24 protein-coding genes and 2 pseudogenes are annotated in these 24,473 nt (G+C 68.9%); 14 read left to right on the plus strand and 12 right to left on the minus strand.

Annotated features, from left to right (window positions below):
• Positions 1 to 8: 8 nt before the first annotated feature.
• The 3 genes from ACZ45Z_RS17895 to ACZ45Z_RS17905 all read right to left on the minus strand — a co-directional run bounded on the left by ACZ45Z_RS17895 (position 9) and on the right by ACZ45Z_RS17905 (position 2,985).
• Entirely contained in the window at positions 9 to 392 is a 384-nt protein-coding gene (locus tag ACZ45Z_RS17895; protein WP_468363006.1) for a DUF6114 domain-containing protein, read from the minus strand.
• Positions 383 to 1,033 (minus strand): DUF6230 family protein, encoded by a 651-nt coding sequence (locus tag ACZ45Z_RS17900; protein ID WP_468363008.1) that lies wholly within the window; start codon positions 1,031 to 1,033, stop codon positions 383 to 385. Before ACZ45Z_RS17900 ends, ACZ45Z_RS17895 begins: the two co-directional genes overlap by 10 nt.
• A gap of 677 nt (positions 1,034 to 1,710) precedes the next feature.
• A complete protein-coding gene (locus tag ACZ45Z_RS17905; protein WP_468363010.1) occupies positions 1,711 to 2,985 on the minus strand; it encodes a cytochrome P450 in 1,275 nt (424 codons plus the stop codon).
• A 577-nt stretch (positions 2,986 to 3,562) separates the two neighbouring features.
• Between ACZ45Z_RS17905 and ACZ45Z_RS17910 the strand changes: the two are divergent.
• Together ACZ45Z_RS17910 and ACZ45Z_RS17915 are read left to right on the plus strand one after the other, a co-directional pair.
• A pseudogene (locus ACZ45Z_RS17910) lies at positions 3,563 to 3,727 on the plus strand (RHS repeat-associated core domain-containing protein); the annotation flags it as partial.
• 340 nt (positions 3,728 to 4,067) lie between these two features.
• Complete coding sequence (locus tag ACZ45Z_RS17915; RefSeq protein WP_468363012.1) at positions 4,068 to 4,457, plus strand: Imm50 family immunity protein; 390 nt, start codon at positions 4,068 to 4,070, stop codon at positions 4,455 to 4,457.
• 341 nt (positions 4,458 to 4,798) lie between these two features.
• On the opposite strand, the gene ACZ45Z_RS17920 is transcribed toward ACZ45Z_RS17915, so the two are convergent.
• A complete protein-coding gene (locus ACZ45Z_RS17920; protein ID WP_468363014.1) occupies positions 4,799 to 4,924 on the minus strand; it encodes a hypothetical protein in 126 nt (41 codons plus the stop codon).
• Positions 4,921 to 5,307, minus strand: coding sequence for a serine hydrolase (locus tag ACZ45Z_RS17925; protein WP_468363016.1), 387 nt, complete (start codon positions 5,305 to 5,307; stop codon positions 4,921 to 4,923). The genes ACZ45Z_RS17920 and ACZ45Z_RS17925 overlap by 4 nt, the downstream gene beginning before the upstream one ends.
• A gap of 543 nt (positions 5,308 to 5,850) precedes the next feature.
• On the opposite strand from ACZ45Z_RS17925, the gene ACZ45Z_RS17930 reads away from it, so the two are divergent.
• Positions 5,851 to 7,332 carry an FG-GAP and VCBS repeat-containing protein gene (locus tag ACZ45Z_RS17930; protein WP_468363018.1) on the plus strand — a complete coding sequence of 494 codons (1,482 nt, stop codon included), beginning with the start codon at positions 5,851 to 5,853 and terminating at the stop codon, positions 7,330 to 7,332.
• Between the two features lie 163 nt (positions 7,333 to 7,495).
• Here the strand turns inward: ACZ45Z_RS17930 and ACZ45Z_RS17935 are convergent, their stop codons facing one another.
• Positions 7,496 to 8,191 carry a hypothetical protein gene (locus ACZ45Z_RS17935; RefSeq protein WP_468363020.1) on the minus strand — a complete coding sequence of 232 codons (696 nt, stop codon included), beginning with the start codon at positions 8,189 to 8,191 and terminating at the stop codon, positions 7,496 to 7,498.
• A gap of 548 nt (positions 8,192 to 8,739) precedes the next feature.
• Between ACZ45Z_RS17935 and ACZ45Z_RS17940 the strand changes: the two genes are divergently transcribed.
• The 3 genes from ACZ45Z_RS17940 to ACZ45Z_RS17950 all read left to right on the plus strand — a co-directional run bounded on the left by ACZ45Z_RS17940 (position 8,740) and on the right by ACZ45Z_RS17950 (position 11,196).
• Entirely contained in the window at positions 8,740 to 9,396 is a 657-nt protein-coding gene (locus ACZ45Z_RS17940) for a TnsA-like heteromeric transposase endonuclease subunit (protein WP_468363022.1), read from the plus strand.
• Positions 9,393 to 9,746: a hypothetical protein gene (locus ACZ45Z_RS17945; protein ID WP_468363024.1), complete on the plus strand. Its 354-nt coding sequence runs from the start codon at positions 9,393 to 9,395 to the stop codon at positions 9,744 to 9,746. Before ACZ45Z_RS17940 ends, ACZ45Z_RS17945 begins: the two co-directional genes overlap by 4 nt.
• A gap of 409 nt (positions 9,747 to 10,155) precedes the next feature.
• Positions 10,156 to 11,196: a vWA domain-containing protein gene (locus ACZ45Z_RS17950; RefSeq protein WP_468363026.1), complete on the plus strand. Its 1,041-nt coding sequence runs from the start codon at positions 10,156 to 10,158 to the stop codon at positions 11,194 to 11,196.
• A gap of 196 nt (positions 11,197 to 11,392) precedes the next feature.
• Here ACZ45Z_RS17950 and ACZ45Z_RS17955 read toward each other — a convergent pair whose 3' ends face one another.
• Positions 11,393 to 12,904 carry an MFS transporter gene (locus ACZ45Z_RS17955; protein WP_468363028.1) on the minus strand — a complete coding sequence of 504 codons (1,512 nt, stop codon included), beginning with the start codon at positions 12,902 to 12,904 and terminating at the stop codon, positions 11,393 to 11,395.
• 85 nt (positions 12,905 to 12,989) lie between these two features.
• On the opposite strand from ACZ45Z_RS17955, the gene ACZ45Z_RS17960 reads away from it, so the two are divergent.
• The 3 genes from ACZ45Z_RS17960 (at position 12,990) to ACZ45Z_RS17970 (ending at position 15,416) form a co-directional block, all read left to right on the plus strand.
• Entirely contained in the window at positions 12,990 to 13,376 is a 387-nt protein-coding gene (locus ACZ45Z_RS17960; protein ID WP_468363030.1) for a MarR family winged helix-turn-helix transcriptional regulator, read from the plus strand.
• A gap of 330 nt (positions 13,377 to 13,706) precedes the next feature.
• The gene (locus ACZ45Z_RS17965) at positions 13,707 to 14,705 is read left to right on the plus strand and encodes a hypothetical protein (RefSeq protein ID WP_468363032.1); all 999 of its coding nucleotides are present in this window, start codon (positions 13,707 to 13,709) and stop codon (positions 14,703 to 14,705) included.
• 81 nt (positions 14,706 to 14,786) lie between these two features.
• Positions 14,787 to 15,416, plus strand: coding sequence for a class I SAM-dependent methyltransferase (locus tag ACZ45Z_RS17970; RefSeq protein WP_468363034.1), 630 nt, complete (start codon positions 14,787 to 14,789; stop codon positions 15,414 to 15,416).
• A 403-nt stretch (positions 15,417 to 15,819) separates the two neighbouring features.
• Here ACZ45Z_RS17970 and ACZ45Z_RS17975 read toward each other — a convergent pair whose 3' ends face one another.
• Positions 15,820 to 16,602 (minus strand): transposase, encoded by a 783-nt coding sequence (locus ACZ45Z_RS17975; RefSeq protein WP_468363036.1) that lies wholly within the window; start codon positions 16,600 to 16,602, stop codon positions 15,820 to 15,822.
• A 306-nt stretch (positions 16,603 to 16,908) separates the two neighbouring features.
• Between ACZ45Z_RS17975 and ACZ45Z_RS17980 the strand changes: the two genes are divergently transcribed.
• From ACZ45Z_RS17980 to ACZ45Z_RS17990, 3 genes are all read left to right on the plus strand, one after another.
• Entirely contained in the window at positions 16,909 to 17,187 is a 279-nt protein-coding gene (locus tag ACZ45Z_RS17980) for a hypothetical protein (RefSeq protein WP_468363038.1), read from the plus strand.
• Between the two features lie 170 nt (positions 17,188 to 17,357).
• A complete protein-coding gene (locus ACZ45Z_RS17985; protein ID WP_468363040.1) occupies positions 17,358 to 18,011 on the plus strand; it encodes a hypothetical protein in 654 nt (217 codons plus the stop codon).
• 287 nt (positions 18,012 to 18,298) lie between these two features.
• Entirely contained in the window at positions 18,299 to 19,393 is a 1,095-nt protein-coding gene (locus tag ACZ45Z_RS17990; RefSeq protein WP_468363042.1) for a hypothetical protein, read from the plus strand.
• A 6-nt stretch (positions 19,394 to 19,399) separates the two neighbouring features.
• Here ACZ45Z_RS17990 and ACZ45Z_RS17995 read toward each other — a convergent pair whose 3' ends face one another.
• The 4 genes and pseudogenes from ACZ45Z_RS17995 to ACZ45Z_RS18010 form a co-directional block, all read right to left on the minus strand.
• The gene (locus ACZ45Z_RS17995; RefSeq protein ID WP_468363043.1) at positions 19,400 to 19,537 is read right to left on the minus strand and encodes a hypothetical protein; all 138 of its coding nucleotides are present in this window, start codon (positions 19,535 to 19,537) and stop codon (positions 19,400 to 19,402) included.
• Between the two features lie 109 nt (positions 19,538 to 19,646).
• Positions 19,647 to 20,503, minus strand: a pseudogene (locus ACZ45Z_RS18000) (IS5 family transposase).
• Between the two features lie 78 nt (positions 20,504 to 20,581).
• Positions 20,582 to 21,463 carry a TIGR03620 family F420-dependent LLM class oxidoreductase gene (locus tag ACZ45Z_RS18005; RefSeq protein ID WP_468363045.1) on the minus strand — a complete coding sequence of 294 codons (882 nt, stop codon included), beginning with the start codon at positions 21,461 to 21,463 and terminating at the stop codon, positions 20,582 to 20,584.
• Complete coding sequence (locus tag ACZ45Z_RS18010; protein ID WP_468363047.1) at positions 21,460 to 22,386, minus strand: NmrA/HSCARG family protein; 927 nt, start codon at positions 22,384 to 22,386, stop codon at positions 21,460 to 21,462. The genes ACZ45Z_RS18005 and ACZ45Z_RS18010 overlap by 4 nt, the downstream gene beginning before the upstream one ends.
• Positions 22,387 to 22,505: 119 nt before the next feature.
• Between ACZ45Z_RS18010 and ACZ45Z_RS18015 the strand changes: the two genes are divergently transcribed.
• Positions 22,506 to 23,093 carry a TetR/AcrR family transcriptional regulator gene (locus ACZ45Z_RS18015; protein WP_468363049.1) on the plus strand — a complete coding sequence of 196 codons (588 nt, stop codon included), beginning with the start codon at positions 22,506 to 22,508 and terminating at the stop codon, positions 23,091 to 23,093.
• Between the two features lie 106 nt (positions 23,094 to 23,199).
• Entirely contained in the window at positions 23,200 to 23,937 is a 738-nt protein-coding gene (locus ACZ45Z_RS18020) for a hypothetical protein (RefSeq protein WP_468363051.1), read from the plus strand.
• Positions 23,938 to 24,473 lie beyond the last annotated feature (536 nt).

Below are 24,473 nucleotides of genomic sequence, written 5' to 3' on the forward strand. Positions count from 1 at the left end.
TGTGCGGGCTAACGCGGCCCGGGGGGCGGCACCCAGGAGAACGCCAGGCAGCCCCCGGCGATCCCGAGGGCGGTGCCCAGCAGGAGTCCGCCGATGTTGCAGGTGAGCAGGGCCAGCACGGCCAGCGCCACCGCCGTGATGCCGGCCAGGGAGTGCAGTTGGGGGAAGCGCAGCAGGACGATCCCGCTCAGCAGCAGCGGCAGGCTCACCCCGAAGCCGGCGCTCGCCGCCATCCCGGGCTGCAGCATCGCGGCCGGGCCGCCCAGCAGGGGCAGCGCCATCAACTCCGCGCCGGCCGCGCATACCAGGGCCGCGGAACCGGCCGGCCGCTGCCGGCACCAGGCCTTCGCGCGCCGGGCCCAACCCGCAACGGGAGGTGGGTTCAGAAGCATTCGTGCCTGCCCATCAGTAGCTCCACGGCTGGATCGCTCATGCGCAGCGTCGCCCCCGCGCCCCGCCACGCAGTGACCCTCCCGTCCAGGACGACCACACTTCGCGTGGTGGCCAGAAGGCCCCCACTCCCCCCTTCCGGCGGGCTTGCGGTTCGTCCTTCCGGCGGTCCTGCGGTTCGTCCTTCCAGCAGTCCTCCCGCCTGAGCCAGGACGTCGGTGAAGCCGACCTTCCCGCGCACCGAGTCGGCGTCCACCGCCAGCCCGGAGCCCCGCACCGGCTCCCCTCGGCCCGCCACGGCCCGCAGGGTCACCACCCCCACAGGCAGCGTCACCAACAGGCTGACGCACAGGTTCTCCAGCTCGGCCTTCTGCACGGTCGCCCGAATGACGGGGTGCCGGGTACCCTCCCCAGGCTCGGTGTAGACGCCCGGAACGGCGCTGACACCGCTGGCGGCGACCCGGTCCGCCGAGACCTTGAAGGCCGCATCGGAGGCGGCCACCGAGGTGGCCAGCGCGCCGCTGGCCGTGGCCGCCAGCACCAGCCCCGCGGCCACCAGCGCAGGGGTCAGCAACAGCCAGAACCGGCCCCAGCGCCGCCGCCCCGCCCGTACCACGTCCACCCCCGCATCACGTCGCGTCACCAGGCGAGCATTCCCGTGCGTAAGGCCACCAATCCGCCCAACGGGCGCATCCCGCCCACCCACGCCCGCGCGGCGCGCCGTGCGCCCCGGCGGAGGCAGTCGAGCGCGGATTGCCCGGCTCACCGGGTCGCGCGCGGGGCGGTGGTCCGGCCAGGCCCTAGGCCTTGGGAGCATCAGCTGCCCGCCAGCATCACGGCGCTGGGCATCCCGCGGCGCAAGAATCTGGAATGTGCCGGCGTGACGCGGATCGCTCGGGGAAAATGGCAGCGCCATATCCGAGGCGACAGGGCCGACAGGGCGATAGACGCGGTACGCCGGACACGACGACCTGTCCGAGCCGGCCGCGAACCGAGGCAGAGCCGGCCCGTGCGCCTGAAGCCGCATCAGACTGCCGAGCTGCTCATGCTCTACGACGCCTCCCGCCTACCGCAGGCCCCAACCCGCCCCGTCGCCTGGCACCGTGGTCGACGGCGACGGCGACGGAGAGCGGTGGCCGCGCACCAGCAACGGCGCCTGTTACCTGCCGAGTTTCGGTCCTTTCGCTGCTGTCTGATCCCAAGGCGGCCCCGCTCACCCCCGTTTGCACCGTTGGAAGGCTCTTGGTGGGCGCCAGCGGGGCGCGGCGCCCGCAGGTTGGAGGCGGCGTGCTCAGCGGGAGAGCGGTGCTGGTTGTTTTTTCAAAGACGCACGGGGAGGTGGGCGGGGCCGCGCAGGGTCGTGGTTTTCAGGCGCTCGGGCGGGCGAGGCAGGCTCATGTGGGGCAGACGTTCGGCGAGGGCCCGCAGAGCAACCTCGACCTCAAGGCGCACCAAAGGCGCGCCGAGGCAGTAGTGGGCACCGCTGGAGAAGGCCAGGTTTTCGGCGGTCTGGCTGTGTGTGATGTCAAAGGTGTCGGGTTGGCGGTGGGCTGCTGGATCGCGGCCGGCTGATCCCAGGAGCGCCACTACCAGAGCGCCTTGGGGGATGTGGCGGCCGGCCAGTCCGAGGGACTCGCCGGCATAGCGCAGCACCAACTGGATCGGCGGGTCGTAGCGCAGGGTCTCTTCGACGGCACTCGCCGACAGCTGGGGCTGGGTGGTGAGGAGGTGCCACTGCCGGTGGCGGTGGAGAGCGAGCACGGCGTTGCCGATCAGGCGTGCGCTGGTCTCGAACCCGGCCAGCAGCAGCAGATTGCAGATACCCAGCAGCTCGCCCCGGCTGAGTTCCTCCCCGTCCAGATGTGTCACGAGCTGGCTGAGGGCATCGTCTTCGGGTGCGGTACGGCGGTGCTCGACGAGGGCGTCGAACAGCTCGGAGAGCTCGCCGGCGGCCTGGTGGAGCCGGCGTGCCTGGGCGGCGCCGCGTAGTCCATCGATGGTTTCTCCCACCGTGTGTCCGTAGCGGCTGAAACGTGGAACATCGGCCTCGGGAACACCCAGCACAAGGCAGATGACCTCGATGGTGAGAGGCTTGGCGAACTCCGACACCAGGTCGATCTCGCGGTGGCGCCCCGCCCGTTCGATCCGGTCGATCAGTCGGTGTGCGATCCCCTCGATGCCCTGCCGGTAGCGGTCGATGCTCCGGGGACCGAAGGCGGGCTGGGCCAGACGTCGCAGACGGGTGTGGTCGGGCGCCTCCATCTGCAGGAAGCTCACGTCGATCAAGCGTGCCGCCGAGTCCACCGGCTGCCGGGGCGCCGTCACCACCAAACGCCGCTCGCGCAACACCTGACGGCACAGAGCATGGTTGGCCACCGCCCAGGCCCCGTGCACCCCGCGGTGGATCCCGCCGTCCTCCCGCAGCCTGTGGTAGAGCGGATACGGATTGACCGCCCACGGCCGGCAGACCAGTCGGGCCAGCGGATCGCCCCCTTGCGCCAGCGCGAAGAACAGCGCCCGCTTCACGGCCAACTGGGAGGCCAACAGCATCTGACCAGGCACCGAACGGATCGATCCCAACTCAGTCCTGCTCATCCATCCTCACCGCTATCGTCACCGCGCCGTCACCACCACATCGGCCTCACTTTTGAAGTCACCGGCGAGACGCGGCGCAAGGGCACCCACGCGACCACCGCTGGGAAGAGCCTGCGCGACCAGACCGCTTCCCCACACCGTGACCCGGACACATCGGTGCCCGCCCGCTGAGCGGCGTAAACGACCTTCCCGCCAAACCCCTCGCACAGCCGCCACAGACCACCCGCGCGATGTCCCGTGCCCCCTCGCCGGCCATGTCACGGCCGTATGGGACGAACACATCGACGGCGAATCCGGCTACGTCGTCTCTCGTCTCTCGTTCACCACGGTGATGAGCCGATACCTGCGACGGTGGTGCTCCTACGCCGGCGGGACACACGCCGCCGCCCCTACCGCAACGTTCCTCATCGACTGCACGCAGGAGGCCCACAGGTACCGGAACGCTCCTGCCCGACCCGCCAGTGCGCCCGCGCCATAGCGGCGGCGTGCCGGCCCTTCGCCGGCAGCTGCGAGAAGAGCTGCGGCGCACCTCCGTCCTAGGCAGTGCGCCGCAGCCATGCACGAGCCAACCAGGCATGAATCCGGACTGAGATACAACTATTTCCGGTACTACTCGCCCGACACTGCTTCATACCTGAGTCCGGACCCGCTCGGCCTTGCGCCTGCTCCCAACCACCATGCATACGTAATCAACCCGCTGTCCTGGACAGATCCGCTGGGTCTGGAGTGTCCCGATGCGGATCGCCAATATGACGAGGCCAGGCGACAAGCATTTCGCGACGCAGGAATTACCGAGGGAGCAGACCCCTACGACACATGGGAACCGCCGGTGGTGGCAGATGTGACATTGACGCCGCTCGAACAGCGGCGCATAAGGGTAGAAGTTGCGAGCAACCATACCGATCTGGCATTCACCAGTAGCGATTCCCTGACGGTGGGGCGAGTGAGCGCCTTCCGAGCCTCTACTGACGAGCCAGATCGAGAGAAACACCACCATGTAGGAAAAATGGACAAGCGGAAGTACGAATCCGTTCCCGACGTCGATTCGGCGACATACTATGAGCAGTTCTGAAGCAAACTGGATGGAAATCCTGGAAAACGCCGAGACAGCGAATCAGCTCTTTCAATCCGCGCCGGACCTTGGTCAGTGCGACCTGTTTTCCATGCAGATCGACGAACGAGGCCCGGGGCTCGCTCTTGGGATCAACCTCCTTCGCCTCCCGGACAGGCAACTGCCTGAGTGGGAAGAGAAGAATCTCAATGCACTCATGTTCTTCCTGAACTTCACCGATTTGCAAGATCTCGTCGTAGACGGCTGGTCCTACCGGCCCAGACGAAGCGTTGAAATCAAGCGGGCGAGTGGAGGACGAATTCGGGCAGAGATCCGAGGAGAGGGCGAAAGCGTGAGATTTACCGCCGGATCCGTCAAGATGATCGGAGGCAGGGCCTATCGAGCGTCGTCAATTCCCTAGCTCGGGCGGGTGTGATGCGTGACGGCACGAAGATGATTGAGCGCATTCCCTGCCGCCTCGGCGTGTATAAGGGTCCGCTCGAGGCCCAGGCCGCGCCGAGCTCAGGCGTCGGCGCTCCCTCGAAAGTCGACGCTTCTCAACCCGCTGCTCAACCCAGGGGCTGACGATTGGCGTACACGGTCGGAGCAGTCTTAAGAGGGTCCAAAGAATCCCAGAAAATTTCCCCTTTTGGATGGGCGTCCCGCCCGAAAAGCCTTCCGCGGGCGTAGACGCCGTCCCCGTCCCGGTCCTCCTCGCAGGTGTTGAGCAGCCTGGATACCACGGGACGCTGGAGAGGACCGCTACCCGGCCAAGCCGGGCGGCGGCGCCAGGCCCGGCCGCCCGGCCGCCCCCGGGACCTTGCCGCAGAACTCCGCCTCGAGCAGGCCCTCGTACAGCGCCGGGCCCGCCCACCAGTCGCCGTTCATGTGGAACGTCCACTGGTGCCGCCGTTCCGCGTGCCGACCACAACGGACATCGAGCCGTTGGCACGGCCGGTCTTGCCCACCACCGGCACTCCGCAGGACAGGGTGGTGGTCTCGACTCCGAGCCCGACCCCGACCCCGAGCCTGAACCCGAACCCGAAACCGTCGCCCGCCGGCACCTCGGTGAACAGTTCCTTCATCTGGGCAAGGGGCAGCAACGCACCGCGTATCAAAGCCCGGTGGAAGCGGTCGAGGTCACCAACGGTCGAGATCAGGTCGCCCGACGCGCCCAGCCAGGTCATGTTGTGCTCGGTGGCGTCGTGAATCGGGGCGTCCGTGGCCGGATTGTGCAGCCGCGAGTAGGCGACGGGGTTCGGATCCGGCATGCGCGTGACTGCCGTGGAACGACGTACCGCGCAGTTTCAGCGGCTTGATGATGCGGCGCGTGGCCTCCTGGGCGTATCCGCCCGGAAACGGTCGTCGGCCGAGCGCTTACGCCCCGTACCGGTGTCAGCGACGCCCGCCGAACCGAACCAGCTCCCCTTCCCGTCCCGTGCCTCGGCCGCCACGCCGGGCGGCCCGCCCCCTGTCACCATCTGCCGCAGCACGCCCTGTGTCGCCTCGTGTCCGCGCCCGTGCGCCCGTTCCGGTCCGGCGGGCGCCGCCGCGTATACGGGCGCGAGGGTGGCGGCGCCTACCGCGGTGGTCGTTGCCAGAGCGAGTACGGCGGTGCGTAGGGCTTGCCGCTTCATCCGTGCTACCTCCGGAGCCGGTGGCCGGCGGGCTCGATTCCTGGGTGTGACGAAGAGCGGCCACGTTCACCGATTGTCCGTACGCGTACAACCATCCGTTCAGCTAGGGCGTCGTATGAGCGGAGCCCCACACTCCTCTTCCGTTTCACTCTTCCGTTCCACGTGACTGGAGCAGTTTTGCGCATACGCACCTCGGCCATCGCCGTGACCGTCGTCGCCGCGGCGGTGGCGGGCGGGTCTGTGGCCCTTGCCCCTACCGCGAGCGCGGTCACCGCCAAGGCCGGCGACTTCAACGGCGACGGCATCGCCGACCTCGTTGTGGCCAGCCCCGGAGCCACCGTAGGTGGCTACACCGGCGCCGGTTCGGTCACCGTCGTCTACGGCTCCGCGGACGGGGTGTCCCCCGCCCGATCGGCGACCGTGACCCAGAATTCGTCCGGCGTCCCGGGCGGGGCTGAGCAGGGTGACCGCTTCGGCAGCTCCTACGCGACCGGCGACCTCGACGGCGACGGGTACACCGACCTCGTCGTCGGTGCCGCCAGGGAGCAGCTATCCGGACGCCGGGCCACCGGCAGCGTCACCGTCCTGTGGGGCGGGGCGAACGGCCTCACCCAGGGCGGCCTGGCGATCGACAACCCGGTGCGGGACGACGCCGACTCCCCGATACAGGGGTTCGGCTCGCAGGTCGCGGTCGGGGACTTCGACGGCGATGGGCGCGCGCAGCTCGCCGCGCTCGGCGAGAGCCAACTGTGGACCTTCGCCAACGACATCACCCGCACCACCGCGCCCACGGCCCACCTCAGTGACGAGCAGGGCGGGTCCGTGTCGTTCCGAACGCTGACCGCGGGTGACTTCCGGGGTACCGGCCGCGATCAGCTCGTGGCCACGGGCCCCTCGGACTGCGACGGCTACGGCTGCCAGTGGGCCGCCGTTTACGGGGCGAACGCCGAAGGGACCGTGGTCCAGCAGAACACCCTAACGGTGCCCAACCCCGGCGACAGCGACGAGGACGACGCGACCCGTTCCGCCGCCGCGGGCGACCTGAACCACGACGGCTACACCGACCTCGTCACCGGCCAGGCGGCGAACTACGGTGGCGCGGGCTACGTCTTCGTTCGCTACGGCAGCGCGGACGGACTCGGCGCCCACCGCACCGCCAAGCTCGACCAGAACACCTCCGGTGTGCCCGGCGCCAACGAGAACGGCGACCGGTTCGGCGCCTCCCTGGCCATCGGTGACGTCACCGGCGACGGCTACCCGGATCTCGTGGTCGGCGCCCCGGGCGAGACCATCGACGGCATCACCGAGACCGGTGAGGCGGTGCTGCTCAAGGGCTCCGCTACCGGCCTCACCGGCACCGGTGCCCAGGCCTTCCACCAAGCCACCAACGGCGTTCCCGGCGCATCGGAGCCCTTCGACTGGTTCGGCTCAGCGGTGCGCGTGACGGACGTCAACGGCAACGGCAAGGCCGATGTCGCCATCGCCGCGCGCGGCGAGGACGTCTTCGCCGGTGCGACCAAGGAGGGTGTCGACGGCTCGGACTGGGTGCTGCGCAGCTCGACGGGCGGCGTGACCACCACCAACGCCACCTCGTTCAGCGCGAAGTCCTTCGGATTCACCTACCGCAACGGCGAGTTCGGCGCGGTCCTGGGCAACTGATCCTCGTACGGGCCCTACACAGGGCCCGTACGAGCCGCTCCCGCAAGCCCGTCCTCGCGTAGGGTCCCGCACCACGCCTCCTAGCCCGCCTCGTAGCGCGCTCCGGACTGTCCCTTCGAGACCAACGCAGTGCCCCCGCCGCACGGGCCTTCCTGCCGGACGTTCACATGCGCCAGAGCCCTCGAAGCAGCCGGCAGCGATCGCCCCGGCCTGGACCTGCCCGTCGCCGCTGGACCGGCAACGCCACCACCGGGTGCTCGCTGACCTGGTCGACGCCGATGGCAGCCTGCCCGAGATCCAGCCCGGCGTGCTGATGGACGGCGTTGACATCGGGCGGTGGTGGGAACAACAGAAGCAGCCGGTCACCTGGGCGCAGCAGGCGTTCCAGCGCGACCTGGCGGCTCTGGGCGATGACGGTTCGGGGGCAAAGGGTGCTGGAACCGCGGGCGTGGAAGCAGGCCGACGTCCCGAAGGGGTCCGATGCGGATGTCCGCGCTCGGCGCCGTCCGGGTCGACCGCCGGGCACCGGAGTGCCCGGCCGCGACAGTTGCCTCGGTCCGCGGTCGGCCGGGGTCGGTACCCGCAGAAGTTTCGCGGTCCGGGTGCCTTCGTGAAGCGGCCGGTGCGGTAGGTCCCGGCGACCGCGCCGGAGCGTGAGCGGCACGGCGAGCCGGCTGAGCCGGGCTGAGCTTGCGGCGCGGGCAACGCGGGCGGCGGAGGGGGAGCCGGCCGTGACGTCTTCGCCGGAGGGCTCGGGCTCCGCTCTGCCGTGGCCGTGGCCGTGGCCGTGGCCGCCGGAGAGCTTGACGTCCTTGAGGAAGAGCGCGGTCACCAGTCCGGCCAGGACGATCAGGATCACCGCGTAGAAGATGGCGCGGAGCGAGTCCGCGTAGATGTCGGCGAGTTCGAGGCGTACGGCGGCGGAGAGTTCGGCTGAGTATCGCCGGGCCGGACCGCAGGTCAGCCAGGTCAGGACGCATGCCGGAAATCCACCGCCGGATGCCGCGTATTCACCGCACGGCGGAGGCCCCCTCGCGCGCCCGCACGAAGGGGCCTCCCGACAAGCGGGGATCCGCCGGCCGGGCCGCGTGCGCCGCACCCGCGTGGTGAACGCAGGCCCACCGCCGTCACTGGTGACGGTTCGGGTGACAGGTCGGGTGACGGGTCGGGTGACAGGTCGGTGGCACGTCGGTGGCAGACCCGGTTACAGCGCGTCGACGGCTGTTCTCTGACACTGAACATGGACTGATTGCCAGGGAAGTTGGACAACCGCTACGTTCCTGCCATTGATGTTGGACCGATGGGGCTGGGAGCAGGGTGGGGGCGCCGGCTCTTGCGTACGGGGATGCTGCGCTATCAGGTTTTGAGCTCGACTTTCTTGAGCGCGGGCGTCGGCGACGACAGCTCTTGGGGCAGGGGTGGAATACGCCGTTCGAGGCTGCGGCACCGGTCCGGAACTTCCCTTGGACCAAGGGCGTCGAGAGCTTCGCCGGCTGGTACTACTGCGCGACGGCTCGGGACCACGTCGGCTACGAATCGTGGCTGGAGCGCGACCACCTGATCCTGCTGGACCGCGATCTGCAGGTGGTGGGGATCGCCTCGCAGCCGTTCTGGCTGCACTGGCACGACGGCACCCGAAAGCGCCGGCATGCGCCGGACTACTTCGTGCGGCCGGCCGACGGCCGAGGCCGCGTCGTGGACGTACGGGCCGAGGACCAGGTCGATGACCTGGCTGCCGAGTCGTTCGAGGCGATGGAACTGGCCTGCAGCGCTGTGGGCTGGGGAGTTTGTCCGGGCCGGGACGCCCGATCCGGTCTTCATGGCGAACGTGCGATGGCTGGCCCGCTACCGGCGGCGCCGGTGTCTGCGGTGGTTGATCGCGGCAGGGCTGCTGGAGTCCTTCGAAGAGCCCGCGCCCTACTGAAAGGGGCCCTGGCGGCGGGCGACCGGCTGGTGGTGCTGCCGGTGCTGTTCCACCTGATCTGGTCCGGCGTCCTGGCTGCGGACCTGCGGGGCGAGTTGCTGCACGACCACAGCATCGTCTGGAAGGAACGGGGCTGGTGAACGCGATGCGACGGCCGTCGGGCATCGAGGTCGGGGCCTGGCTCCGCTTCGACGGACAGGTCCGCGCGGTGACCGCGGTGACCACGACGACGGTGACGCTGACCGAAACGGACGGGCCGGCGGCGGTCGTCGAGCTCGACGCACTGCTGCGCGGGGAGGACTTCGCGGTCGTCGACGTCCCGGTGCGCCAGCCGCTGCCAACGGCCTCGCTGCTGGAGGCGTTCCCGAAGCCGGTGAGGGAAAAGGCTCTGGGTGGGAGGGCCACATCCTGGAGGTCCTGCACGGACTGCCGCCCGGAGCCGAGCCGGGGACGTTGCCGCGGCCCGAGTACGGGCCGGACCGCTCGCTGACGGCCCGGCAGCGGGCCAACACGCGCTTCGTGGGGGGTGGGCAGCGTCCTGGGCGGGTGGTGTGGTGCGAGAGGTGTTCGAGCGCAGCTTGGGGGTGTGCTGGTTGGGGGGAGGCGCCGGCTGTTTCCCGTGTCGGCAGTGTGTTGGAGCGGTGGCGGGCTTGGCGCCCTGGTGCATCGTGGTCCGGTGTGGGGACCGGTTCTCGTATCCCCTTGCGGGGCGGCCCGGTTGCGGTTGGTCGGCTCTGTCTTCGGGTGTCCGGTTGGGGCGGCCGTGTGAGGGCGTAGGGCCCTGGGTCGTTCCTCGGGAGAGGTCCGGGCGACGGGTGTGCGTCCGTCTGGTCTCCAAGATCGATTGTCAGTGGTGGGTGAGACGATGAGTGCATCGAGTCGGAAAAGGGGGAGCAGTTATGTCTGGAAGCCAGAACTACATCAATCACGTTGCTCTTGTGTTGGATGCCAGTGCGTCCATGTCGCACCTGAGTCGCAAGGTCGTCGAGGTCGCCGACCAGCAGATTTCCTATTTGGCCCGCCGGTCGAAGGAGCTGGACCAGGAAACCCGCGTGACGGTGTATGTCTTCGCGAACACGGTGGAGTGCGTCATCTACGACAAGGACGTGCTGCGGATGCCGTCTTTGAAGCAGTTGTACCGGGTGGGGGGAATGACGGCTCTGCTGGCGGCCACGCTGAAGTCGCAGCGGGAGCTGGCGCAGACAGCTCAACTTTACGGTGACCACAGCTTTCTGACGTTCGTGCTGACGGACGGGCAGGAGAACGCGAGTCACCGGTGCGTGGATGCTCCTGCCAGGGATCCGCGGGAGTTGGTACAGGCGGTGGCCAAGATGAGCCAGACGCAGGAGGACAACTGGACGCTAGCTGTCCTTGTGCCGGATCAGATGGGCAAGCGCGAGGCCATGCAGTGCGGTTTCCCGAAGGACAACATCGCCATCTGGGACGCCACGAGCACACAGGGTCTGGAGGAGGCCGGGCAGGTCATCCAGCAGGCGACCGAGAACTTTATGGTGGGCCGGGCCCGGGGCATTCGGGGATCGCGGGCGGTGTTCTCCACGGGTGCCGAGGCTGTCAACAAGGACACCATAGAGGCGGCCGGTCTGACCCCGGTGAAGCCGTCCGAGTATCAGCTCATTCCGGTGGCTCGCGAAGCGACGATTCGGGACTGGGTCGTCGAATGCGGGCATACTTTCCGTACGGGTTGTGCGTTCTATCAGTTGAGTAAGTCGGAGAAGGTCCAGGCGCGCAAACAGATCGCGGTGCTGGAGAAGAAGACGGACCGGGTGTATACGGGACCCGAAGCCCGGGCCCTGCTCGGCCTGCCGGACATGGAGGTTCGCGTCAAGCCGGACCACAACGACGACTTTACGATCTTTGTGCAGAGCACCAGCGTGAATCGGAAGCTGGTGCCGAACACGCGGCTGTTGTTGATGATCTGACGCCGTGAAAGGCCCCGCCGGTCCGGACGGCGGGGCTTTTCACAAGCCAGCACGCCGCCTGCGCCGGCTGCGTGGCCAGGGGTGACGGGAGCCGAGCAGCCAACCCGCCGAGTCGTGCGGATGCCTGCAGAACGGCACATCCCGGTTTTGCCTGGTGTCTGACGCCGGGATGTGCCGTGACGGGATTGGGGATTCTTCAGTCGACGAGGGCGGGCTCCGGCTCGTCCGCCGGCTTGTCCATCTGCTTGGCCATCAGCACGTCCGCCGGCTTGGCCGTCAGCTCCTCCGCCGGCTTGTCGCTCTCGCGGCGCCCGAGCACTCCTGAGAGCGCGATGAGCAGGCCGATCGCCGAGAGGACCGCGATCGTGAGCAGTGCCGGGGTGAAGCCGGCGAGCAGGGCGTCGGGGCCGGTCTTGCCTTCGCCTCCGGCGGTGAGGACCGCGGTGACGATGGCGAGTCCGATCGCGCCCCCGACCTGCGTCGAGGTGTTCAGCAGTCCGCCGGCCAGACCCTGTTCGTGGTCCGCGATGCCGGCGGTGGCCTGGATGTTGAAGGACGCGAAGGCCAGGGTGAACCCGATACCGAGCAGGATCATGCTGGGCAGTACACCGACGACGTAGGGGGCGTCGCGGTCGATGGCGAGGAAGAGCACGTAGCCGATGAGGTGAGCGATGACACCGCCCGCGATGGTGCGCGAGGTGCCGATCCGTGCGATCAGAGGCTCCATCCGCGGCGAGCCGAAGGCGACGATCACCGCGGCCGGAAGGAAGCCGAGCGCGGTCTGGAGCGCCGACCACTGCAGCACCGACTGGAAGTAGAGCATGACCACGAACTGGAAGCCGATGTAGCCACCGAAGAACACTGATATGCCCAGGTTGGCGCGTGCCAACGAGCTTGAGCGGAGGATTCCCAAACGAATCAGCGGATGCGCACTGCGGCGTTCGATCATGATGAAGGCGAGCAGCAGCACCGCGGCGATGGCGAACTGGATCAGCGTGTTCGGCGCGGCCCAGCCGGCCTCAGGCGCCTCCACGACGGTGTAGACGAGCAGCAGCATCGCGCCGACCGAGGTGATGGCGCCGGGGATGTCGTAGCCGCCAAAGGAGCGGGGGCCGTCCTTGGGGAGCAGGCGGTTGGCCGCGATCCACGCGATCACCGCGATCGGTACCGGCAGGAAGAACGTCCACCGCCAGCCCACCTGGGTCAGCAGGCCGGAGAGCACCAGGCCGGCCGAGTAGCCGCTGGCTCCGAAAACGGAGAAGACGCCCAGCGCCTTGTTGCGCGCCGGCCCTTCGGCGAACGTGGTGGTGAGGATGGACAGCGCGGCAGGCGCGGTGAACGCCGCCGCCATGCCCTTGAGTATGCGGGTGGCGATGAGCAGGGCTCCGTCGTCGACCAGACCGCCGAGCACGGAGGCGCCGGCGAACACGGCTACCGCGGTCAGGAAGACCCGGCGGCGTCCGAGCAGGTCGGCGGCGCGTCCGCCAAGCAGCAACAGCCCGCCGTAGCTGAGGACATAGCCGCTGACGATCCACTGCAGCGCGCTGGTGGACAGGCCCAGGTCGGCCTGGATGGAGGGGAGTGCGACGCCCACCATCGAGACGTCGAGTGCGTCGAGGCCGATGACGAGGGAGACCGTGAGCAAAACCCCCCAGAGTTTGGCGTTCCACTGGGATGTGGGGGCGGGCAGGGGTGCGGAGGAAGTCATGCCACGACCCTCACATGCACACGCATCGAATGCAAGTGCATTTAATCTTCGCGCATCAAATGCTGGCGCATGCTAGTGTGGCCCCATGGTCGGTGGCTCGGAGCAGGAATTGGTCGACGAGTGGCATGGGCTTCTCGCCCGTCATGCCACCGTGCACAACGCTCTTGAGCACGAATTGCAGACGCGGCACGGCATCAGCGTCAACGAGTTCGAGGCACTCGAACTCCTCGCCTCCTCCGACCACGGCAAGTGCCGGGGCCAAGACCTCACCAACGTCGTGCACCTGAGCCAGAGCGCCGCATCCCGCCTGGTCGCCAGGCTGGAGCGAGGCGGCCTCGTCGAGCGCGTCATGTGCGACCTCGACCGCCGCGGCATCTTCGTCATCCTCACCGACCAAGGTCACAAACGCTACAACGACGCCAAACCGACCCACCGCTCCGTGCTCGCCCGAACACTCCGCCAAGACCACTGACCAGCCACCCCCGGGACCGAGGAACTGGAGACTGTCCGGGCCCGCCCACCGGGAACCCGACGCGCAGCTCACGCACAACTTCCCGCACGAAGAGGCCACTGCCCCACAGCCGAAGCCACCCAGCAGCCGCGTGAGGCAGCTGCTGAACGGCCGTCGCAGGAGCGCCACGAACAGGCGCAGAGGGATAGAGGGGTAGAGGGCAGCGCGGCCAGCGTCATCGCAGAACCGGACATCGCCACCTGACCGCACCTCGCGGGGTGTCCGGCAACCAGCAGCTGCTCGACTGGGCCGGCCGCCGATGTCAACGCAGACCGGCCGCGGTTGTGCCTGGTGCGCGGCGGGCAAGGCAGCGGCAAGAGCCGCCTGCTGGCGTGGTTTGTGGCAGGAGCAGCAGAGGCCGGCCACCCGCGTACGACGGTCCACGCCACCATCCCCGCCGACGGGCTGACCGCGGATACGTTCGCCTGGGACCTCGGCCGGCATCTGGGCTACGGGCCACTTGTCCTGGACCGCCTGCTGAACCAGGTCGCCACCGACCAGCGGCCGACGCTTGTTCTCGTTCCTGACCTGCATCGGGCCGGACGCGGGGCAGCGGCCCTCGCTCAGGCCGATCCGGCGACGCTCGTCACCGCGTTGCTCAGGCCTCTGCTTGCGCTTGCTCACGTCCGGGCCGTGACCGAGGTCGGTGACTGGGGGCTGCTCGCTGATCAGTGGGCCGAAGTCATCGAGGTGCACCCTGACGGCGATCACGAGCCGGCCAGCGCAGCAACCACCGCTTTTGTAGATCTCATCGCGGCCGTACCGCACACCGCCGCCGGCCGGCCTGACTGGGCGCAGGCTCCGGGCGACATCCGACAGCACGTGCTCGACCAGGCGCTGCATGAGGCCGAAGGGCGGCCGACTGCCGAGGTCCAGCGTCTGCTGGCCGACCCAGGCTTCCTCGTCTACGGGTCAGCTCGCGCGATCACCGCCGCGATGGATGACGCGCGTCTTTCGCTGCCGGTCGGGCCGCGTCGTATCTGGCGTCGGGCGGCGCCGCAGCTGACCGCGACAGGGCACAGTCCCCTTAAGCGGGCTGCTCTGTTGCACGCTGCTCCCCTCGGTGACAACGACCGTCTCGCCGCCTACCTCCAGCCCCTTGCCGAACAGCATCACTGGAGGGCTACCTGGGCACAGCACAACACATCAGTCGCCGCACATCGCCAGCTGTCGGGAGACGAAGGCCAGCTATTGGTCTGCGACCCGCTGGGTGTCGGCGTACGAGCTGAAGTGCAGAGCCGCGTGCAGATGAATGTGCAGAGCTGCCAGGGCCTGTCCCTGATCATGTGACAGAACAGGCAGCCTCTAGGGGTGGGGGCGGCACGGGCCCGGAGAGGCTGCGAACGTGCGCGGATGCTAGCTTTCTTTCCCGTGGTGGAGCACCAGGACGAGACCAGAGCGGCCTACGACGGGATCGTCGAACTGTATGCGTCGATGTTCGCCGATCGACTGCAGACGCAGCCGTTCTCGCGGAACATGATCGGCACCTTCGCCGAGCTGGTGCGCGGGACGGGAAACGCACGGGCGGCCGACGTCGGCTGCGGACCCGGACATCTGACGGCCATGCTGCACGACCTGGGGCTGGACGCCTTCGGGCTCGACCTCTCCCCCGCCATGGTCGACCACGCCCGGCGGGCCCATCCGGCGCTGCGGTTCGAGGAGGCGCGGATGGAGGCCCTGCCGGTCGAGGACGGCGCGCTCGGCGGCGTGCTGGCCCACTACTCGATGATCCACACCCCTCCTGGGGAACTCCCCGCACTGCTCGCCGAACAGGCGCGTGTCCTGGCCCCAGGGGGCCTGCTCCTGGTCTCGTTCTTCGCGACCGACGGGCTCGAACCGGTCCGCTTCGACCACAAGGTGACGCCCGCCTACAGCTGGCCGGCAGACCGGTTCGCCGAGCTGCTGGCCGGGGCCGGGCTCGTCACGTTCGCCCGGCTGCTCCACGACCCCGCCTCTGAGCGGGGCTTCCTCGACGCCCACTTGCTGGCCCGCCTCCGCTAGAGCAAGGCCTGCGGCCCCGAGGGGCCCGCGCATCCAACTGCGGCTGGTTCCACGAGGAACCCAGCCTGCAGGTGACCTTGTGTGATCCCCTGCGGCGTATGCACATCGGCTCCACGTCCCGCCGGGTTTCGGTGCGGAGCCGGCTGGTGGTCTTGTCGTGGTAGCCGACAGCGTCCGCGACGACGAGCGCGGGAAGTACGAGGAGTTGCTGCCGGACGGCGGCGCCGCGGGCGGCCGCGGCCGGAACTCCGACTTCGTTCAGGAGCGCCCACAGGTGGTCGGGGCGCCGACAGGTGGTCGGGGCGGGCCGGCTGACCTGCACGACCCGCCCGCCCTCAGGCCAGGCACGAAACGCCGCCGACATGGGCCGGTCAAGCTCAGATCACCGATCAGGACCGCCCTCTCACACTGGCCCCAGTGAGCCGGACCTGCCCACGGCTAGCACACCCCGACGGATACGTGCTCTCCACTCGGGTGGAGATGAGTTGCGTGTGCGGTGCTGCCCGCGCCGAGGCCAAAGACTTTGTGCACCAGGAGGAGGTGAGCCGGTGGACCGGGAGCAGTTCGAGATGGCCGAGAGGGTCTGTGGGTTGTCGACGCGGACCCGAGGGGTGCGGACGCGTGGCCGACCCGGCCCGATGCGGGCACGCGGACTTTCTCCAGTACGGATTCGAACTGCGGCGAGTCGCCGCGGTGCCCGGCCGTGATCACGATTGACATGGGCTTTCGGCCCTGCTCGACGGCCAGGTGCAGCTTGGTGGTGAACCCGCCGCGTGAGCGTCCCAGTCCGTGACCTCCGGGCTCGGCGAAGACACCGCCCGACGATTCCTTCTGCAGGTCGCCCTGCCTTCGAGCTCCGGCCGCGTGCTGGGAACACGACACCGTGGAGTCGTCGCTCAACTCCCACGTGACCGCACCCTCCACGTCGACCAGGGACTGGAACCGGGTGAGGATCCGCTGCCAGGTTCCATCCCGCTGCCACCGGCGGAAGAGGTCGTAGACCCGGCTCCACGGTGGCGTACTCGACGGGAACGTCCCGCCACGGAACGCCGGTCCGGACTCGGAACCGTATGCCGTCGATCAACTGCCGGCGGGACCAGACAGGCGGCCGCCCCACCTCCATTCCCTTCGGTAGCAACGGCTCCAACACCGCCCACCGCTCGTCCGTGAGATCACCCCGACCCATGCACTGTGATCACACACAGCCCAAGATCCACCTTCGATACATGGCCTAACCGCCGCCCTCGTGCCGACCTCGGCAGCGTGGACGACGGCCGCCGCCTGATCGACAAAGGCGAGTGGGCCGTGGCAGTCGAAGTGACCAGCCATGAGGACGGCACCGAGGGCACCGGCTTGGGTCGGGGCTACCCGGAGCCGCCGTTCGGCCCGCCGACCGCCCGCTGATCGACGGCCCCCTGGAGCTGCCCGCCTGGTGATCGGGACCGGGAGAACGCCGGGCAGCCGCAGGGCAGGCGCACCACCCTCCCTGTCCATGGCGGACCCGTTCCTCGTAGCCCTCGATCAGGCCACCCGAACCGTCGTCGCGCGCGTCCGCGGCGAACTCCCGACCGTGGCTCCCACCGCGGCAGTGGCATCGCCGAGCGAAGCGATCACGCACTACTACTGCTGCGACCCAAACCGGGCGCTGTGCGGGCTCGACCTGAGCGACATGCCGCCCGCTGGGGACGGGGAACAGGACTGCGTCGTCTGCGTCGACCTCGACGCGGACCGCCCCCTGTGCGCGAGCGGGCAAAGACCCCCGCCCGCCTGACCACGCGTCCACCCGCTGGCCGACCCGGAATCGGAAGGGCCAAGTCCGCTCGACGTGTGACTGAGCGTTTTAGGTGGCCAGTTGAGCGGGCGGTCACCGTGTGTCGCGGTTCTGTACCACCCGGCCACAAGCGCCCCTCCCCCACCGGCGCGCCCCGCATCATCAGCCCCATGCAACCCGAACTGATCAGCGCGCTCCTGGGCGCCGGCGCCGGGGTCCTTGTCGGTGGCCTCGCCCTATACGGCGCCTTGCACCAAGCCCAAGCCGCCCACCGTGCCGCCGAAGTCGCCGCCCAGGCCGCCCAACAGGCCGCCGAAACTGCCGCCCAAGCCACCCAACAGGCTACTGAGCGCGCCACCAGTGCCGCGTACGAACAGTGGCGCCAGGTCAGCAGGCGCGACGCCGCCGTGGCCTTCGCCCTGGCTGCCGACGAAGCCGTGTCCGCCGCCACGGACCTGGAGCACGGTTGGAACAACGCCACCCAGGAAGGTGAGGAAGCCGCGTATCGAGCCATGTGGCGGGCACTGGTGGTGGTCGAAGCCGAAGGCCCCGAGCCCCTGTTCAGACGAGCAAAGAGCATCGCTGATTCGGTGGCCGTCCTGTCGGAGTACGCAGTGACACTCCACCTGGAAGTCGCCGCCGGGCACGAGGAGAGGCCCCCGGTTGGGAGCCCTCCCAACCACGATCACGGAATGCTCTTGAACGGGCTTTTCCGTGAGCGGCGGGCGTTCCGAGAGGTGCTCCGCTACTACCTGGAAGACCCGGAAGCCGTCCTGCCCGAGCTGAGTACACGGGACGAATGGGAGCCGGACCCGGCAGCCTGACCCGAGTCCGGCATCCAGCACCGCCCTGCTCACGCCCCCGGCGGACACGCCCTCAACCGGCTAACTGCAACGCTCGGTGGCCAACTAGAAGGTGCTGACCGCTCTTGCGTGATGCCTAAGGCTGAAGGAGGACGCGGGCTCGGTCAGAACCCTTGAGTTGGCCAGTTGAGAAAGGTTGGCGCGCCCGCACAGTCTGCCCAGCCGACCTCGCTGTCAGCGCTCTGTGTCATTATGCGGACGCGTCCCAGGGGAGTGGGCCGCGGTTTACTGATTGCCAGGGGGTTGGGATGGGCGCGGGTACGGAGCCGGACGGCTCGTCCAGATCCGATGAGGAGTGGGAGCGGTTTCTGCGCGAGTCGGTGGCCGGTGCCGCCGACGCGCCAAAGGAACCGTCGGCCCGGGCCCGCGACGTGGCGAAGCGGCTGCGCGCCGAGCCCGGCCGCGGCCTGGAGGGCTGGCGCAGCTACACGCCCGTGCGCCCCAAGCGTCGCACGGGCTGGTACGTGGTCGGGTTGCTGGCCTCGCTGGTGCTGCTGGTGGTGGCGCTCGCCCCGGGGCGGATAGTGGACCTGTTCGCCGGTGCTGGCTCCCCGCCGCTGGCGGCCGAGACCGCCCGCCCGGCCCAGGCACCCCCGGCGGAGGCGGCCCAACGCCCCACCATGGACGAGCCGTTCCGCGGTTCGCCGGCGGCGAGGTGGGCGAGCGGAGCGGCGGGGATCACCGTGCCGAAGGCCGGGGCGGTCGGCTGGATGAGCGCGGCCGAGGTCGAGCGGGCCCTCGCCCGCAGCCGGGACTTCCTCGTCGCGTCCGGCCTGGACCGCGGGGTGCTGCGGGGCGAGCGCCCCGAGAAAGCGATTGCACTGATCAACCCGCACCAGAAGGACGTCCAAGGCCTTCTGAAAACCGCTTTCCAAACCCCGAGCGAGAAGAACGATCCCCTCCTCCTCTTCAGCCGCTTCCAGCCCTCCCGCACCCACCTGGTCGGCGACGTCGTAAAGACCCGGGGCCGGCTCACCTACCGGGAGGGCGAGCGCGGCGCGCTCGAGGTGACCGCCGACGTCACCTTCGTCTACCCGGTCACCCGCGCGGAAGCGGGCGGCGACGACGAAGTCGTGCGCACGATCGTCCGGCGCGAGCTGGTCCTGAGCTGGGACGACCCTGACAAGGTGATCACCAAGCCGGGCACGTTCTCGATCGTCTCGTACAAGTACGACATGACCAACGGCGGCTGCGGCGCCCCCACGGGCTACTTCACCCCGCCCTTCGGCACGGACCGCCGGGCGGACGAGGCCGGCACGGAGGTCGACCCGTACGACCGCAGCGCACCGGTCGGGCGGGGCGAGTCCTCTGGGGACGAGTGCGGGAGGGCGACGCGGTCCTAGCGGGCGTTACTCGGTGGCGGCCACCCCAACCCCGAGGGCGATGAACATCCAGCCGCCGATCCACTCCCAGCGCCGGCGCCAGGCCGGTCGCCCGAGCACCGCACGCGGCCGGGCGGCGACGTGCAGGACGAGCCTCATTCGCACTGCCCAGAGCCCGCATCCTCCTTCAGCCGTCGGCATCGGTTCCCACACGGCCACTCTCGCGATCATCGCCGCCTCCCTCTCGTCGCCTGAGGGCGGCCGAGGTTAGGCCTCATCTCAGGCAACGTGCAGTTGGGCGGCTCGGCCACCGGTAGAGCTTTCTTGCACGTCGAATTAAGGCCGCACGGTGACGAAGGCGGCGGCGAGGTAGAGGTAGAGGTAGAAGTCGACTACTCGGCCATCGCGTTCGAAGCAGCGGCGGATCTTGCCGCAGCCGTTCATCCAGGATTGGGTGCGTTCAACCACCCAGCGCATGCCGACTTGGATCGGAGCGGGCACGCCCTTGCGGGCGATCTCGCCGGTGAGGCCGTGGTCGTCGAGGGTCCGGCGGCTGGGCTTGCCGTCGTAGGCCGAATCGAGATGCACGGTGGCATTCGTGGGCAGGTTCCCGACCTGGTGCTTGGCGGCTTCGATGGTCGGTTCGAGCAGCACCGAGTCGTGCCGGTTGGCGCCGGCTGAGGCGAGGCCGAGCGGTATCCCGCCGCCGTCGACCAGGGGCGAACGCTTGAGCCCTTGCTTGGCCCGGTCGACTGGCGACGGCCCTGCCTTGTCGCCCTTGCATGGGGCCTTGGTGTGACAGCCGTCGACGGATGGTTCGGACAGCTCCAGGCCGGTCGTCTTGTCGTACGCAGTCAGCGCGATGCGGTGCAGTTCGTGTGCCAGTCCCAGGTTGCTCCACTCTCTGAGCCTGTTGCGGATGGTCCAGTCCGAGCAGTCGGCGGTGGCGACTCGTTCGTATCCGGAGCCGTGTACCAGTGCTTCGACAACCAGTCCGAACACCATCCTGTCTGGAACGTGTCGACGGTGGCAGCCCAGCGGATGCGTGGGGTCGAACTCGGGTCGCTCGGGCAGGAGATCCGAGAACTGTCCCCAGAGAGGCTCAAAGAGAGATGACGGCACGGAGGGCAAGGATCTCCTCGGCTTGCTCGGCGAACAGGGCGGCGAGAGCATCGGAGCCGTGCCTGTTCGCCACGTTCCTGGGCCGGGTCAGGGCAGCAGGTGTGCTGCGAGTTGCTTCCACTGCTGTGTGGGCGGTGTGTGGGGTGTGGTGGTGAGGAGGTGGAGGCTGACGTGGTCGGCCCCGGCGTCAAGGTGCTCATGGACGCGGCGGGCGATGTCCTCGGCGGTGCCGTGGGCCACGAGCGCGTCGACGAGTCGGTCGTCGAGCGAGTCCACGTTCTCGTACCCCAGGTCTGGGAGCAGGCCGCGGCGGTTGGGCAGGGCAGCTGCTGCCGTGGTGCGAGCCAGTGCGGCGGTGTGCGAGCGGTCCGGGCCCATCACGCACAGCTGGGTGACGGCCAGGAGCCCGGTGGGTCCGAGCACGGCTCTGGCGTTGCGGGTGTGTTCGACCGGCATACCCAACGAGTTTGCGCCCCAGGTCCGTTCGGCGGCGAGTGCGAGCATGCCGGGGTCCAGGGCCGCGAGCACCCGGTGTGGCGAGGGGCCTCTGACCGGAGGCCCGAAGGGGGCGGTGTCCAGCGCGTCGAGGTAGGCGCACATGGTGGGCAGTGGAGGGCCGAAGCGGTGGCCGCGGATGTCTTCGGCGAGACTGGGGTGGCTGTCCCAGAGACCGAGCAGGAAGCGTCCGGGGAATGCCTCCTCAAGGGTGCGCTGTGCGGCGGCGGTCGTCACCGCGTCACGCGCGTAGATGTCCGTGCTGCCGGCTGCCACCACCATCCGGCGGGTCTGCGACAGCAGGATCCCGGCCTGCGCCATCGCTTCCCGCCCCGCTGTCTCAGGGAACCACAAGGTGCCGAAGCCGAGCTCCTCGATCGTGGTCACGGCCTCGCGGACGCTGGCGGCCGAGCAGTCGTCGAGTTCGCCGGCCCAGATGCCGATACGCCCAAGGTGGATCCTCTGACCGCTCACGCGTCCTGTCCCTCTGCATCCTGGGCGTTCAGGAATGCCGTGATCTGGGCTGCACCCGTTCGCTCGAGCCAGGTGCGGAAGTCCATCGCGGCGGGGTGGATCCGCCGTGTGGCGGTGATGTCGGCGCGGTAACCGCGTTCGTTCAGCCACTCGTGGGCGAACGCGAACTGCTCGTTGACGGCGCGGATCGTTTCTATCGGGATCTGGGCGTACGGAAGCGGGCGTCCGGTGGCCGTCTCGATGTGCGCTGCGATCTGGACCGGAGTCAGTTCGTCGCCAGCCAAGGCCATGGCTCGCCCGACCCACTCCTGGGGCCGGGAGAAGGCCAGGGCGGTAACGAAGCCGACGTCGTCCACGGCCGTGATCTGCAGCGGAACATCGGGGGCGATACCTGAGACCAGGTTGCCGCCTTGCAGGGCGTATTCACCGGTGTAGTTCTCCATGAAGGACACCGGTCGCAGAATCGTGGCGGGCAGACCGAGCTTCGCAAGGTGCTGTTCGATCCGCCACTTGCTGATCAGGTTCTGCGGCAACATCTCACTGTCATGGCGGTCCGTGCCGGCGACCGAACTGAAGACGAGGTGCTTGATGCCGGCGGTTCGGGCGGTCTCGGCGATGTTCATTCCCCAGCGGACCTCGTCCTCGGCGGAGAAGTCCGCCGCCGTGCCGGGGGAACCCACCGTGGGCTGGACGCTGAACAGCCCATAGGCGCCTTCGGCAGCGTCGACGAGAGAGGAGATGTCCTCCATCTCCGCGCGTACGATCTGCGCGCCGGCGTTCGCCAGGGCCCTGGCCGGCGGGCCGTCCGGATTGCGCGTGAGGGCGCGCACCTGCCAGCCACCGTCGAGCAGATGCCTGGTCACTGCCCGGCCCTGCAGTCCGGTCGCGCCCGTCACCACGATGGTCTTGTCCGTCAGCTCCACTGTCTCTCCTGGATCTCGCACGCACCGGGGAGGGCCATCCAGTAAGCGGGGTGGCCCTCCGGTTAATGCTCGATACAATATGGAGGACCGCCCCGGTTAGCAAGCCGTCAGGAGCTCCCATGTCCCAAGACGCCACCGCGCCGTCCTCGCCCAGGCGTCCCCAGCGCGCCGACGCGCGGCGCAACTACGAACGGATCCTGGCCGCCGCTGGGGCCGCCATCGCCCAGCACGGCGTTGAAGCCTCCTTGGAGGAGATCGCGCGCCACGCCGGGGTCGGCTCAGCCACACTGCACCGACACTTCCCCTCCCGGCAGGCGCTGCTGGAGGCCGTCTTCAAAGACCGGGTGGAGACCCTCTGCGTCAAGGCGCACGACCTCGCGACCGAGCCCGATCCGGGGGCCGCGCTCGTCACCTGGCTCCACGCCGTCGGGGCACACGCCGCAACCAACAAGGGCCTGGGGGCAGCCCTGATGCCTGGCGCCGGCGATCCGACGCTCGGGGAGACCTGTCACACGCTCATCGTGAACGCCGGCAGCGAACTACTCGCGCGCGCTCACCAGGCACACGCCATACGCCCCCAGGTCGCCATCACCCAGCTGCTCAAACTCGTCGGAGCCATCGCGCTGGCCACCGAACACGACAGTGACGGCGCGGCCGAAACCGACCGCCTGCTGACGCTCGTCATCGACGGGGTGCGCCAGCACTGATGGCGCGGAAGATCGTCCGAAATGACGGGCTAGAACCAGTAGCGCATTGCCATCGCCATGAGATCCCCGGGCTTCCGCAACCCTCGGCCCTATCCTCGGTCGCTCTGTGAGTGACAGTGTCGTCGCGCATAAGCAACGTGTCGTCGATGGCGCGGCACCCCCTGACGGTGCCAGCGACAGCGAGACCGTCTTCATGTCGGACAGTGACAGTGCAACCGCTACCGAGAGCGCGGTCCGAGTCGGCCCGGCCCAGGGGCAAGCTGAGGGGATTCGGATCGTTCGGGGTGGAGACAGGCCCAGGGAATTCAGCGGCGATGTCCACGAGGACGGCTCGATCAGCGAATGCATTGAAGGGCGTCAGTTGGGCACAGAGGGCGGGGAGCTTCAAGTGGCTCATGCGCTTGCACAGAGGCTCAACCGGGACGGGGCGAGGTGGGGGCCGCCCCGGAAGGATGGCAAGCGTGAACGCCTGGTCGATTGCGTGGCCGATGATGAATGCGACCCGTCGCGCCCCCATCTGCTTATCCAGGTAACAAAGCCGCCCGAGAATGCCGTTCTACAGGACCTCAATCTGGGCCGTGAGGTGCGTCGCAACCACCCTGACCCTTCATCTGCGGCGGGCTACATCCGGGGCGCCATCGAGAAGAAGGCGACTCGCGCCGATGCCGATCGGGACATTCTCCTCGCCGTGGATGCCGCAGATCTCGCGGGCTATTCATTTCTCGCAGTAGTGGACACGTTCCGGGCGAAGTGCGGGGTCTGGGTGAATACCCTGGGTTTCGCGGCGGTTTGGCTCGTTGGTCCGACAGAGGAGACAACCCATCGGCTCGACAGTCAGATCTAGTCCGCGACGCCCTCAGGGCTGGCCGACGCGCGATTACGCACCACGTCTGTGAATTGGCGCTGATGCTGGTTGAGGCGCGGAATCCTCAGATGCCGAGCTTCTCGTAGCGTGACGGGCACGTCCGTGACGCATCAGTGCAGCTCAGAGCCAATCCGGCCAGTTCGACACTCGGTAAAGACGATCAGGCGCCGGCAGTACTCCTCCGGGCGCCCGCCGTTGCCGTCCAGCCAGGGCGGTCAGGGCAGCAGCGACACGATGGCCTGCCACTCCACGTCCGTCATGTCCGTGGTGTAGCGGTGCGGGCGGGCAGGACGCGGCCGGCGCCGTGGCCGAAGCGCCACGCGGCGCAGGAGCAGCCGACTTCCTCGACTGCGGAGACAGGGGGCAGGGCGGTGGCGTACAACGGCGTGACAGGACCTCTTGGTGGGGGGGGGGGGGGGGGGGGAGGGGGGGGGGAGAGGGGGGGGGGGGGGTGGGGGGGGGGGGCGACACCCCCCTTCCCCCCCCCAACCGCCGCCCCCCCCGTGGGGTTGTCG

Source organism: Streptomyces sp. NPDC031210 (assembly GCF_055570395.1).